This is a genomic window from Microcoleus sp. S36b_A4, assembly GCF_036700645.1.
Taxonomy (GTDB): domain Bacteria; phylum Cyanobacteriota; class Cyanobacteriia; order Cyanobacteriales; family Microcoleaceae; genus Microcoleus.
Map to the genome: position 1 here is coordinate 1 of NZ_JAUBPI010000018.1, position 13017 is coordinate 13017.

The following is a 13017-nucleotide window of genomic DNA, read 5'->3' on the forward strand; positions in this document are numbered from 1 at the left end:
AAACTTATATTTAACTCGGCTTGAAGATATCGATCGCTCTTATTCTTGATGTGCGATCGATTATTCAGCAAGCCCTAATTAATTTCAAAAACCGACAATCCCAGTACAAAAGTTGACCTTTTAGGGTTCGACTGCCAAAAGTTCTTGTGCAACCAATCCTTTCTGAATAGCGAACACTGCTGCTTGAGTGCGATCGCGCACTTCCAACTTTTGCAAAATCGCGTGCACGTGAACCCGCACAGTCCCCGGAGCAATGTACAATATTTGTGCAATTTCCTGATTGCTTTTCCCCCCCGCAACTAAAGCCAAGATTTCCTGTTCTCGCTTCGTCAGCGGATTCTCCAAAACTTCTGATTTTGAACCAACTTTCACAGGTTCAGAATTAGCAAAAACCGCCCGAATTTCCCCAGTTGCCGCCTTATCCCACCACGAAGCACCAGCCGCTACCGATCGAATTGCCAAAACCAAAGTTTCCGCCGCAATTCCCTTGAGGCAATAGCCCTGAGCCCCCACACCAATCAATCTTTCAATTAAGGATTTTTGCGAATGAGAAGTTAAGATTAAAACGGGAATTGCTGGATGTCGCTGTTTAATTTGGCGACACGCTTCAATACCGCCAATTCCAGGCAAACCGACATCAAGAACCACCACATCTGGTAAGTGTTCCTGAGTCAATTCTACTGCGGTTTCGCCATCTTCTGCCTCGGCAATTACTTGCAAGCAACTTTCTTGCTGCAACCTGGTTTGCAGCCCCAACCGAAACAGTTCGTCGTCTTCAACTAGGAGAATTCGCAACGGATAAGCTGGTTTCATTTCTGTGGGATAGCAGGGAGTCGGAATCCAAATAAAGCACCGTGTGGCAATTTATTTTCTGCCCAAATTATACCGCCGTGGGCGTCAATAATTTGGCGAGATAAGTATAATCCTAATCCCGAACCTTTGGCTTGCCGATCGCTGTGTCCTTGATAAAAACGCTCGAACAAGTGGGGCAGTTCATCGGCGGTAATTCCCAACCCGCTATCGATAACTTTCACCACCTGATAACTCGCATAAGATTCCATAACAATTTCTACTTTACCGCCGCGAGGAGAATGGTTAATTCCGTTTGTTAGAAGATTAACAAAAACGCGCTGGAGTTGCACCGCATCGCCATTTACCCACAAAGAGCGACGGAAATCTGACTCTCCGTAACTCATACTAATGTAAACTCGGCGCGCCGCCGACAAATGGATGAGTGTTGCGATTACTTCTTCTGCCAAAGCTACTAAATTTACGGGCGCAAGTTGCAGTTTTAAACCTTCGGCATCGTTGCGGTAAACATCCAGCAGCGTTTCTACTAATTGTAGTGACATTTTGTGCGATCGCGCCATTGTTTCGAGAACTTTTTGCTGACTGGCGGTGACATTCCCAAATTTTGCTGACTGAAAAGCTTTAATAGTTTCGATCGCCCCCAGCATCGGCGTTTTTAAGTCGTGACTCAAAGTAGAGACAAAATCTTCTCGGATGCTTGCTAGCTGCTGCTGCGACTGCAACTCAGCTTTAGCGATCGCGATCGCCTCTTGGTACTGCTGGTTGCGATCGCTCAAATATCCCGTCACCCCTAAAGCCATGACTGCGATCGATCTATTTGCAACTGTGGCTAGGGCGATCGCTTCTCCGTAAGGAACAAACAAATTTAACAGCGTCAAAGCTACTGCTACCAGAGTAATTTGTAACTTACCCAACCGACTCAAGCGCGAATTTGCCAGTAAAATCGGCCCTGTGTACAAATACCCAAACAGATACTCCGACGGCGTAGTAAATTCCAGCACTACAACGATCGCAAATAAAATTGCGATCGACCACCTCCCCCGCAAATAATTATCTTGAATTGCCAGGTTGTCTGTGATTTTTAATAAGCTGTTTAACATTCTTTATCCATCCATTTTATATTTTATATTTACACTCTATTCTCTGCCTTATTCCTGCGGTTTTTCATCGCCAAAATTTGTCTCCTGTGACGCAACAACAGCGTTTAGATAACATCTATATCTGCAAGCATAGATACTGCTACATATTTAAACATTTGTCAGTCAGTGAAAATATATAGCAGCTAAGGGTAACGGGTAAACGGCAACTTATATCTGCGGGCTGATTATCAAAAATCCTAGTGGCAAGTATATTGATTTTTAAAAGCAGATTGCACTTTTAAGGAAGTATTGGCTCAGTTATGCTTGAAGGATTAATTCAAATCGCATTAACGCTAATCATTGTAGTAGCGATCGCCCCTATTTTTGGTAATTACATGGCGCGGGTGTACATGGGAGAACAAACCATTCTCGACCCCGCTATTAAACCTCTAGAACAACTCATCTATAAAGCCAGCAATATCCGGTCTATAGATTCGATGACAGGTTGGCAATATGCGCGATCGCTACTCTACAGCAATGCAGCAATGGGCATATTTGTTTTCCTAATTTTCATGCTTCAGGGAGTTTTGCCTTTAAACGCCACCAGCTTAACTGCCCCAACCTGGGATACTGCGCTGCACACAACTATTTCATTCCTCACAAATACCGACCAACAGCATTACTCCGGCGAGACAACATTTACTTATTTGTCCCAGTTAACCCTGGGATTTTTAATGTTTACCTCAGCAGCTACAGGTTTAGCAGTAGGCATTGCTTTTATCCGGGGCTTAACAGGTCGTCCATTGGGCAACTTTTACATAGATTTAATTCAATCAATCACCCGGATTCTGCTACCCCTTTCTTTAATAATTGCCTTACTGTTGCTGATGTCGGGAGTCCCAGAAACCCTAGCCGGGCCGGCCGTTGCCCGTACATTAGAAGGCGGCACGCAAATAATTGCTCGCGGCCCAGTAGCTCACTTTGAAAGCATCAAACAACTAGGAGAAAATGGCGGCGGTTTTTTTGCCATTAACTCGGCTCATCCTTTTGAAAATCCCAATCCTTTTACCAACCTGCTGGAAACACTAGCAATGGTTTCTATACCAGCAGCTATGATTCACACCTACGGCAGATTTGCCAACAACAAAAAGCAGGGATGGCTGATTTTTTGGATGGTGTTTGCCATCTATGTAATTTTGATTGGCATTGCAGCGTTTGGCGAGTACGGCGGCAACCCTCAAATTAATAATTTACTGGGTTCGCAGCAGCCAAATTTAGAAGGAAAAGAAGTTAGGTTTGGCTGGGCAGAGACTGCACTGTGGGCTGTCACTACGACTGGGACAATGTGCGGCGCTGTCAACGGAATGCACGATTCTTTAATGCCTCCCGGTGGTTTTGCCACTCTGTTTAATTTGTTTCTGCAAATCGTTTGGGGCGGACAAGGAACAGGAACTGCTTACTTATTTATCTACTCAATTTTGAGCGTGTTTCTCACGGGCTTGATGGTGGGGAGAACGCCGGAATTTTTGGGACGCAAAATTGAGAAACGGGAAATTGTTTTAGCCAGCGTTGTTTTGTTAATTCACCCGATCGCAGTTTTAATCCCCGGTGCCATTACTCTCGCCTTTACCGACAGTTTGAGCGGCATCAGCAACCCCGGATTTCACGGCATTTCCCAGGTGATGTACGAATACGCTTCGGCTGCAGCCAACAACGGTTCTGGCTTGGAAGGATTGGCAGACTCTCAACCCGCACCTACCGGACTTTGGTGGAATTTAAGCACCTGTTTCAGCCTGCTGCTGGGGCGCTACGTTCCAATTATTGCCCTCCTGCTTTTAGCTGACAGCATGACGAACAAACAACTGGTTCCCGAAACAACCGGCACTCTCAGAACCGATTCAGTTTTATTCACCGGCGTCACCGCAGGAGTAATTATAATTCTGGGCGCGCTGACATTTTTCCCAGTTCTAGCTTTAGGGCCAATTGCCGAAGGATATGAAATTAGCAGCGGCAAATTTGAAGCCACACCGATAACTGCACCCACAACACCTTTAGCAACGCCTTCGCCTTTAGCAACGCCTTCGCCTTTAGCAACGCCTTCGCCTGAAGTGACAACCCCGACACCAAACAGCGGACAGTAGATGTAGATTGCATTAAGTAATGCAGCGACAATAAACTGCTGTTGCTGGCAACAATCCCAAATCCCTAATCCCAAATCCCTAATCCCAAATCTAAAATCTAAAATCTAAAATCTAAAATCGACATGGCTTCTTCCCATACTCCAGATTCCCCAAAAAAACCTGCTAGAGGCTCTCGCGAGTCTCGCAAGCACACGCCAAAAGCAAATACAAAAGGTCTTTATCAAAGAGCTTTTAAACAAGCTTTTGTCAAGCTAAACCCACGGGTGATGCTGAAAAATCCGGTGATGTTTGTGGTGTGGGTTGGCACAATTGTGACTGCATTATTAACGATCGACCCGACGCTGTTCGGCCCGGTTCCCGGCGAAAATCAGAGAGTTTTCAACGGTTTAGTCACGTTTATTTTGTTCTTTACTTTGGTATTTGCTAATTTTGCGGAAGCGATAGCAGAAGGGCGCGGGAAAGCGCAAGCAGATGCCCTGCGATCGACCAAAGCCGACACAACAGCCCGCAAACTCCTACCAGACGGTTCAATTCAAGAAGTTAGTTCGACATCCCTGAGACGCGGCGACCAAATTAAAGTGATCGCAGGCGATGTGATTCCTGCCGACGGGGAAGTGATCGCAGGTGTCGCATCTGTAGACGAATCTGCGATCACCGGCGAATCGGCCCCGGTGCTCAAGGAACCAGGTTCGGACATCGCCAGTTCCGTCACCGGCGGTACGCGCATCCTTTCCGACGAATTGACGCTGCGGGTGATGGCCGACCCCGGTAAGGGGTTTTTGGACAGGATGATCGCGCTGGTGGAGGGCGCTGAAAGGTCGAAAACGCCGAACGAGATCGCGCTGACGGTGCTGCTAGCGGTGCTGACGCTGGTGTTTTTGATTGTGGTTTCGACGATTCCGCCCGTGGGCAATTACGTGAAAACCCCTGTGGGCGTGGTGACGCTGATTTCGCTGCTGGTGGCGCTGATTCCAACAACCATTGGAGGTTTGCTGAGCGCGATCGGCATTGCGGGCATGGATCGCGTCGCTCAGTTTAACGTGATAGCGACCTCTGGACGCGCCGTGGAGGCTTGCGGCGACGTGAATACGCTGATTTTGGACAAAACGGGGACGATCACGCTGGGGAACCGTTTAGCCGAGGAGTTCATTCCGGTCAACGGTCACTCGCTGGAGGATGTTGCGAGTGTAGCCCTTGCTGCGAGTGTGTTTGACGATACTCCAGAGGGAAAGTCGATCGTCCGTTTGGCTCAAAATTTGGGCGCACAGGTGGATTTCGATCGCACCAATGCCACGGGGCTTGATTTTTCCGCAAAAACGCGGATGTCTGGCACGGATTTGCCCGATGGGACAGAGGTTCGCAAGGGCGCGGTGGATGCGGTGAAGGGTTTTGTGCGATCGCGCGGGGGCAATTTCGGCCCGGATCTCGATGCAGCTTACGAGCGAGTTTCGCGCTTGGGAGGCACGCCCTTAGCTGTTTGTCAAGGCAGCGACACCTACGGCATTATCTATTTGAAAGATGTCATCAAACCGGGAATTCGCGATCGATTTGACCAACTGCGAAAAATGGGAATTCGCACCATTATGCTCACCGGAGATAACCGAATTACAGCATCAGTAATTGCCGATGAAGCAGGCGTTGACGACTTCATTGCCGAAGCAACTCCCGAAGACAAAATCGACGTAATTCGCAAGCAACAAGCCGAAGGCAAATTAGTCGCAATGACGGGAGACGGAACCAACGACGCACCCGCACTAGCTCAGGCAAACGTAGGACTCGCGATGAATTCTGGAACCCAAGCAGCGAAGGAAGCAGCGAACATGGTGGACTTAGATTCTGACCCCACAAAACTAATTGATTTAGTTACAATTGGCAAACAATTGCTGATTACTCGCGGCGCGCTGACCACATTTTCCCTAGCCAACGATATCGCTAAATATTTTGCAATTATTCCGGCAATATTTTCCCCTGTTGGCGCTTTGAACGTCATGGGTTTAGCCAGCGGTCAATCTGCGGTTTTGTCGGCATTAGTTTACAATGCTTTGATTATTCCCGCTTTGATTCCCCTAGCATTAACCGGGGTAAAATTTCGACCTTTGAGCGCCAACCAACTGTTGCAGCGGAACATTTTAATCTACGGATTGGGCGGGGCAGTCGCGCCGTTTATTGCCATCAAAATTATTGATGTTTTGATTACCGCCGTTGGGCTAGCATAGATCGGGAAAGCATGACAAGGATTTTGAGACGGATACACGGATTAATCTCGTTCCCCGGCTCTGCTGATGAACGCATATCCAGAGGCTCTGCGTCGATTTTTCCCAAAAAATAATCCAATAGAAAGACAGATATTTATTCCCAAAATAAGGAGAATTCATGAAACGGAATAATTGGCTGAATGATATTTGTCCCAGAGATTTCCAAGAAAACGTTGAGTTAGCACAAATGCTTTGGCAGCGCCACCCAATCCCGGTGCAGCTATTTCTAGTGATGTGTTTCAATGCTATAGTTGCCCCCGCTGTCTACGCTGCTGCAGGTGAAGATTTGACCCGAAAAGCTGTCTGGGGTTTAAGTCTCCTAGGTTTGGTGATTATCGCCCTTTCTATTTACTTGTTCGTAGTCATCTTTCAACCGGAAAGATTTTAGTCAATAATTAACCCTTAGCAAATAACCGATCGAGGTAATTTATGAGAGAAATAATTAGAGCCATTCGCCTTACCCTGGTTTTGTGGGGAATTACAGCTATTATTTACCCTTTAATCTTGCTAGTAATCGGCCAAATTGCCTTCAACTCCCAGGCAAACGGCAGCTTAATTACCAACCAAGGAGTTGTAGTTGGCTCTGCTTTAATCGGTCAGCCTTTCTCCTCAGAAAGATATTTTTGGGGTCGTCCCAGCACCACCAATTACAGCAGCTTTGTGACAGAAAATTACGATCCGACAAAGGGAGAAAATGTTAGTCAAAGAACAGGCGTTTCTGGTGCTAGCAACCTGGCTCCAAGTAACTCGGATTTGCTGAAGCGAGGTAATCAAAAAGAGGGTTTTCAAGGGGTGCAACTTGAATTAGATCGCCTCAACAAAGCTGGTATCAAACCAACTGCTGATTTAGTCTACACCTCTGGTTCTAGCCTCGATCCGCACATTAGCGTAGAGGCAGCTCGATCGCAAATTCAGCGGATAGCAACAGTGCGATCGCTCAATCTTAATCAAGTAGAAATGTTGGTAGCCAAAAATACAGATGGTAGATTTATCGGCATTTTCGGTGAACCGGGAGTTAACGTCCTGAAACTAAATTTGGCTCTCGACCGTTTACAATAGTTTACAGTCAATAGTCAGTAGTCATTAGTCATTAGTCATTAGTTATTAGTTATTAGTAGCAACAAACAACCGCCAACTGACAACAGACAACAGACAACAGACAACAGACAACTGACAATCGCCAACTGACAATCGCCAACTGACAACTCACTACTCAGCTATGATTCACTCTAGCGAAATTACCAACAATCCAGACGCGGTTTACGCCCAACCAAACCGCACTTACGATCGCACCACCCGCCGGGGAAAGCACAAAATATTTATCGGCATGGCCCCCGGTGTCGGCAAAACGTTCCGAATGCTGGAAGAAGGACACAGGCTCAAATCTGAAGGCATTGATGTGGTAATTGGACTGTTAGAAACTCACGGTCGGAAAGAAACAGCAGCTAAAGCAGAAGGATTGGAAGTAGTACCCAAAAAACAAATGCGGCGCGGCGAAAAAATGCTCACCGAAATGGATACAGATGCTGTCATCGAACGCCGTCCTCAATTAGCATTAATAGACGAACTGGCTCATACAAACATTCCGGGTTCTCTGAGAGAAAAACGATATCAAGATGTCGAACAAATTCTCAAGGCTGGAATTGATGTTTTCTCCACCCTCAACATTCAGCACATAGAAAGTCTCAACGATTTAGTAGCTCGAATTACCGGAGTTGTAGTGCGAGAGCGAGTACCCGATCGCGTCCTCGAAGATGCTGACGAAATAGTCGTTGTCGATGTCACGCCAGAAACTTTAGAAGAAAGGTTGCTTGAAGGCAAAATTTATGCTCCCGAAAAAATTGAACAATCTTTAGAAAACTTTTTTCAGCGCCGTCATTTAATCGCTTTGCGAGAACTCGCCCTGCGAGAAGTCGCAGACAATGTGGAAGACGACGCAGCAACTTTAAAAGGTCAATCTTGCAACATTCACGAACGAGTTTTAGTGTGCATCTCGACTTATCCGAATTCTTTGCAACTGCTGCGGCGGGGCGCGAGGATTGCTAGCTATATGAATGCCCCATTTTATGCTGTGTTTGTCAACGATCCAGACCGATTTTTAACAAAAGCAGAAAGCTTGCACGTTGAAACTTGTGAGAAACTCTGTCAAGAATTTAAGGGGCAGTTTTTGCGGGTAAACGGCACTAATATAGCCAAAGCAATTTCGGAGGTAGCGAAACAGTATCGCATTACTCAAATTGTGATCGGCGAAAGCCAGCAATCCCGCTGGAAATTGCTGCTGCGGGGTTCTTTGACTCAACAGTTAGTGCGATCGCTCAAACACGTAGATTTGCACATCATCGCTACTGAAAAAAGTCAGTAGTCATTAGTTATTAGTCAGTAGTTGTGAGTTGTTAGTTATTTTGCAGAAAAACTGCAACTTTTGGAGGATAGGTGAATCTAGCGGGTGGTGGATGCTGCAGAAGCTTTTATCTGTCAAGATTGCACTTGGTAAACCTGATTAAAAGTGCGATCGCTATGGTGGATGATTACATTCTCAACTTGCTAGTTATTGGCATCCTCCTGCTTACCGTTACCTTGGGTTCCGGCTGGATTTCGCGATTGCCTGTATCTTATGCCTTAATTTATCTCATTGTCGGTATCGGATTGGGGCCCTACGGCATCAAGCTGATTGACTTGCGTCCCGAAGCTGAATTTTTAGAAAGACTTACAGAATTTGTAGTTATTGTTTCTCTGTTCAGTTGCGGCTTAAAAATGAATCGCCCACTGCAACTTTGGGCCTGGAATTCCACAGCGCGGCTGATCGGTTTTTTAATGCCAATTTCGATTTTTGCTGTTGCTGCGATCGGTCATTGGTTTGTGAAATTAGATTGGGGCCCGGCGATTTTACTGGGAGCAATTCTCGCTCCCACCGATCCAGTTTTAGCCTCAGAAGTTCAGTTAGCTCATCTAGACGATCACGATGAATTGCGCTTTGGTTTAACATCGGAAGGCGGTTTGAACGATGCTTTAGCTTTTCCCTTTGTTTATTTCGGAATTTATGCACTAAAAGATAACAACTGGCCGAACTGGTTTTCGCAGTGGGTAGCAGTTGACTTGATTTGGGCGATCGCCGCAGGTATCGTTATGGGAATTTTAGTAGCTAAAGCCGTCACCTGGGTCGATCGCCAACTCCAACACTATAGACCGGCCGATCAATTAATGGAAGATTTCATTGCTCTCAGCACAATTCTGCTTACATATTCCCTCACAGAAGTAGTCAACGGCTACGGATTTCTCGCAGTTTTTGTAGCAGGAATTGTGGTGCAGCGGAGTTACCGCAACCCAGAAAAGCCGCTTTCCCAACTGCACTTTACCGAGCGCATAGAAAAGTTAATGGAAGTAGCAACTATTTTACTATTAGGTTCACTTTTGCGCCTAGAACCTATGTTGGCATATGGAGGTTACTCCCTCTTAGTAGCTGGATTGTTAATTTTTTTAATCCGGCCTGTGGGAGCTTGGATTAGTACGATCGGCAGTCCTTTGCACCCAGCCAACCGCTGGCTTTACGGTTGGTTCGGCATTCGTGGTGTCGGTTCTATCTATTATCTTACATATGCTTTGGGTAAAGGTTTGAAAGGCGAAACGGCAGAAAAAATTGCCTGGATTACCTTTTCAACCATCGTACTTTCTGTGATTCTGCACGGCATTACTTCTACCCCGTTAATGAACTGGTACGAGCGCCGAATCAAACCTGACGTACCAGATTTAATTTAATTCAGTCACTAACCTCATATAGATTGTATGCCATATTTGTAGGGACACGGCAGTGCCGTGTCCTTACCCGGCTCAGCGAATTTCACGAAATACTCTAAACTGGTTTGACACCAATTAATAAAGCGAGTTCCCGCCACTTCCAATAACAATCTGCATCGGTAAAACCAAGTTCTCTAAACCAGCGCAATTGCGTTTCGACATCTAGCAATTTATTAGATGGATCGTCTGGCGAATCGCTAATACCGATCGCCTCTCGAAATTTATCATGCAAAGCGGGAGTTGGTGATGCTACGTGCTCCAAATTGCCAAAAATGCCTCCCGGTTCCAAAAGCTCGAAAATCTCGGTGTAAAGCGAACGTTTGCGATCGTCTGCTACATGATGAATCGCAAAACTAGAAACAACCGCATCAAACTTGCCCAAATCCGCCGGTAGCGATTCGTCAAAATTGTGTTCGATTACCGTGACATTCTGGTCATCAGCAAAGCGAATTCTGGTTTTTTCCAGCATTGTCGGCGAAAAGTCGATCGCCACACATTCCACATTTGGTCGATCGCACTTAAGCAGACCCAGCAACCGCCCGTCTCCCGTACCCACATCCAGAATTCGCTTCACATTTTTCGGCACTTCCTCCAACAAAACCGCTTCACCTTCAGTGCGGTGAGGAATACCATCAGCCTTAGCCAGATACCACAAAGCGTGTTCCGCCGAAGTCCAAAGATTCACTTGACTCATAAATTCTCAACTCTCATAAACTTCGCCATTTTTGTGAGTAAAAATCCAACCATTATCCGTAGCTTTGGCAATTAAATCATCATCGGGATATTCGGCACTATCTCCCGGAGTGCGATCGCCCATTTCCAGATAAACAACATCTGCATTGCTGCGGTTGACTAAATGATGCCCATCTGAATCACCCGCGCGAAAACCCGCAGCCATACCCGGTTTCAGCACCTGCTCTCCCGAATTTGCAATCAGAGTAACTTCCCCTTCCAGAACATAGATTAACTCATCTTGACGAGTGTGCCAATGCCTGAGAGCAGAACAACTTCCCGGCGCAAGTCTCACCAAATTCACCCCAAAATTCTGCAACCCGGCAGCATCGCCCAAGCGTTTTTTAACTCTCCCCGCAACAGCAGATTGGAATTGCTGAGGGTACTTAGAACCCGTAATTTCCGGCACGTTTTTAGGGTCAATAATCATATAACAAAGCTGACCGCAGTTGTGAGTTTTTTCTTCTTTCTCTTGCTTGGCGTCCTAGGGTTTACGCGCGGCTTCGCCTAACGCGCCTTCGCGGTTCGTTTTTCGGTTTTTATTATTACAAAACACGCTTAAATTCAAGATAAATACAATTTTATAGCACTTACCAGATCCCCGCCACTCTCGCCTCCCACCTCCGACAGTTCCCCCAACTCATTAAGAATGTGTTATAAATATTGAGATTCATTAAGAAATATTGCTCAAATGCTCGTTTCCCCCTCCGGCGTCAGCAAACTCAAAGAATCTTTAAAAGAAAAAGTATTCTTTGGGAATGAGCCAACCCCCGAACTCATAGCCATCTTACTGATTTACTTCGTCCAAGGCATTCTCGGACTAGCCCGCTTAGCCGTCAGCTTCTTTCTCAAAGACGAACTCGGCATGAGTCCGGCAGAAGTCTCGGCCATGCTGGGCGTCGTAGCCCTGCCTTGGATTATCAAACCCGTGTTCGGGTTCATGTCCGACGGCTTGCCGATATTCGGCTACCGCAGACGCCCTTACATCGTCCTCTCCGGGCTGCTGGGAACCTTAGCATGGGTGAGCCTCGCAACAATTGTACACACACCGCTGGCAGCTACAGGCGCGATCGCCCTGAGTTCCCTCTCCCTCGCCGTCAGCGACGTAATCGCCGACTCCCTGGTAGTCGAAAGGGCCAGAAAAGAATCAGTTACCGACGCCGGTTCCCTGCAATCCTTGTCTTGGGGCGCAGCTGCCCTCGGCGGACTAATTACCGCCTACCTCAGCGGTTCCCTGCTGCAACACTTCAGCACCCACACTATCTTTTTAATCACTGCATCTTTCCCGCTAATTGTATCAGCAACAGCTTGGTTAATTGCCGAAGAAAAAACCGACAAAAGAACCGACTTTGATACAGTCAAAGACCAATTCAAACAACTACGGCAAGCTGTTACCCAAAAAACAATTTGGCTGCCCACAGCCTTTCTCTTCCTTTGGCAAGCCACCCCAAGCTCAGACTCCGCCTTCTTCTTTTTCACCACCAACGAATTAGGCTTTCAACCAGAATTTCTCGGCCGAGTGCGCCTCGTTACCAGCATTGCCGCCCTCGCCGGGATCTGGCTGTTTCAACGCTTCCTCAAAACAGTTCCATTTCGAGTAATTTTTGGCTGGTCAACCGTCCTTGCGGCTGTTTTGGGCATGACTACTTTATTATTAGTAACTCATGCCAACAGAGCTTTAGGAATTGACGATCAATGGTTCAGCATCGGAGACAGCCTGATCCTGACAGTAATCGGACAAATTGCTTATATGCCGGTGCTCGTACTCTCCGCCAGATTGTGTCCCCCAGGCGTCGAAGCAACTTTATTTGCCGTGTTGATGTCAGTCACCAACTTAGCAGGACTTATTTCCCACGAAGGCGGCGCACTTTTGACCCACTTGCTAGGAATTACCGATCGCAATTTCGATAACCTCTGGCTGCTAATTGTCATCACAAACCTCTCCACACTTCTGCCCCTACCCTTCTTAAATTGGCTGCCCGCCGATAGTACAGAAAGCGCCGATCCAAATTCTCAAAAGTCTCTTCCCGTATTAGAACCAGAAATCGGCAGTTCCAAGCCAGGCGGACAGCATTTCATGCCCGAATACTTTCCCGACTTAGTACCCACAGTAAGGTCACAAAGCCGCACCGCAGACAGCAAATAAACGCAGGCACACACGGATTTTGACACGGATACACGGATGAATTTAACTGTGTTTCCCAA

The 13017-nt window shown here is 46.8% G+C and carries 11 protein-coding genes; 7 read left to right on the forward strand and 4 right to left on the reverse strand.

Annotated elements, in window-relative coordinates; translation table 11 throughout:
• Positions 1 to 120: 120 nt before the first annotated feature.
• On the reverse strand, positions 121 to 813 hold the full coding sequence (locus QUA03_RS08055) for a response regulator transcription factor (RefSeq protein ID WP_333211102.1): 693 nt from the start codon (positions 811 to 813) through the stop codon (positions 121 to 123).
• Positions 810 to 1910 (reverse strand): HAMP domain-containing sensor histidine kinase, encoded by a 1101-nt coding sequence (locus QUA03_RS08060; RefSeq protein WP_333211104.1) that lies wholly within the window; start codon positions 1908 to 1910, stop codon positions 810 to 812. The genes QUA03_RS08055 and QUA03_RS08060 overlap by 4 nt, the downstream gene beginning before the upstream one ends.
• Positions 1911 to 2209: 299 nt before the next feature.
• Between QUA03_RS08060 and kdpA the strand changes: the two genes are divergently transcribed.
• The 6 genes from kdpA to QUA03_RS08090 all read left to right on the forward strand — a co-directional run bounded on the left by kdpA (position 2210) and on the right by QUA03_RS08090 (position 10041).
• Positions 2210 to 4030, forward strand: coding sequence for a potassium-transporting ATPase subunit KdpA (kdpA, locus tag QUA03_RS08065; RefSeq protein ID WP_333211106.1), 1821 nt, complete (start codon positions 2210 to 2212; stop codon positions 4028 to 4030).
• A 122-nt stretch (positions 4031 to 4152) separates the two neighbouring features.
• A complete protein-coding gene (gene kdpB, locus QUA03_RS08070) occupies positions 4153 to 6246 on the forward strand; it encodes a potassium-transporting ATPase subunit KdpB (RefSeq protein ID WP_333211108.1) in 2094 nt (697 codons plus the stop codon).
• Between the two features lie 157 nt (positions 6247 to 6403).
• Positions 6404 to 6673: a K(+)-transporting ATPase subunit F gene (gene kdpF, locus QUA03_RS08075; protein WP_333211110.1), complete on the forward strand. Its 270-nt coding sequence runs from the start codon at positions 6404 to 6406 to the stop codon at positions 6671 to 6673.
• Between the two features lie 41 nt (positions 6674 to 6714).
• Positions 6715 to 7344: a K(+)-transporting ATPase subunit C gene (gene kdpC, locus QUA03_RS08080; RefSeq protein WP_333211112.1), complete on the forward strand. Its 630-nt coding sequence runs from the start codon at positions 6715 to 6717 to the stop codon at positions 7342 to 7344.
• A 160-nt stretch (positions 7345 to 7504) separates the two neighbouring features.
• Positions 7505 to 8647, forward strand: a complete 1143-nt coding sequence (locus tag QUA03_RS08085; RefSeq protein WP_333211115.1) for a universal stress protein — start codon at positions 7505 to 7507, stop codon at positions 8645 to 8647.
• Between the two features lie 125 nt (positions 8648 to 8772).
• Entirely contained in the window at positions 8773 to 10041 is a 1269-nt protein-coding gene (locus QUA03_RS08090) for a sodium:proton antiporter (protein ID WP_333211117.1), read from the forward strand.
• A gap of 94 nt (positions 10042 to 10135) precedes the next feature.
• Here QUA03_RS08090 and QUA03_RS08095 read toward each other — a convergent pair whose 3' ends face one another.
• Positions 10136 to 10774, reverse strand: coding sequence for a class I SAM-dependent methyltransferase (locus tag QUA03_RS08095; RefSeq protein WP_333211118.1), 639 nt, complete (start codon positions 10772 to 10774; stop codon positions 10136 to 10138).
• Positions 10775 to 10780: 6 nt separating this feature from the next.
• Complete coding sequence (locus QUA03_RS08100; RefSeq protein ID WP_333211120.1) at positions 10781 to 11242, reverse strand: cupin domain-containing protein; 462 nt, start codon at positions 11240 to 11242, stop codon at positions 10781 to 10783.
• A gap of 261 nt (positions 11243 to 11503) precedes the next feature.
• On the opposite strand from QUA03_RS08100, the gene QUA03_RS08105 reads away from it, so the two are divergent.
• A complete protein-coding gene (locus QUA03_RS08105) occupies positions 11504 to 12958 on the forward strand; it encodes a folate/biopterin family MFS transporter (RefSeq protein ID WP_333211122.1) in 1455 nt (484 codons plus the stop codon).
• The last annotated feature ends 59 nt before the right edge of the window (positions 12959 to 13017 follow it).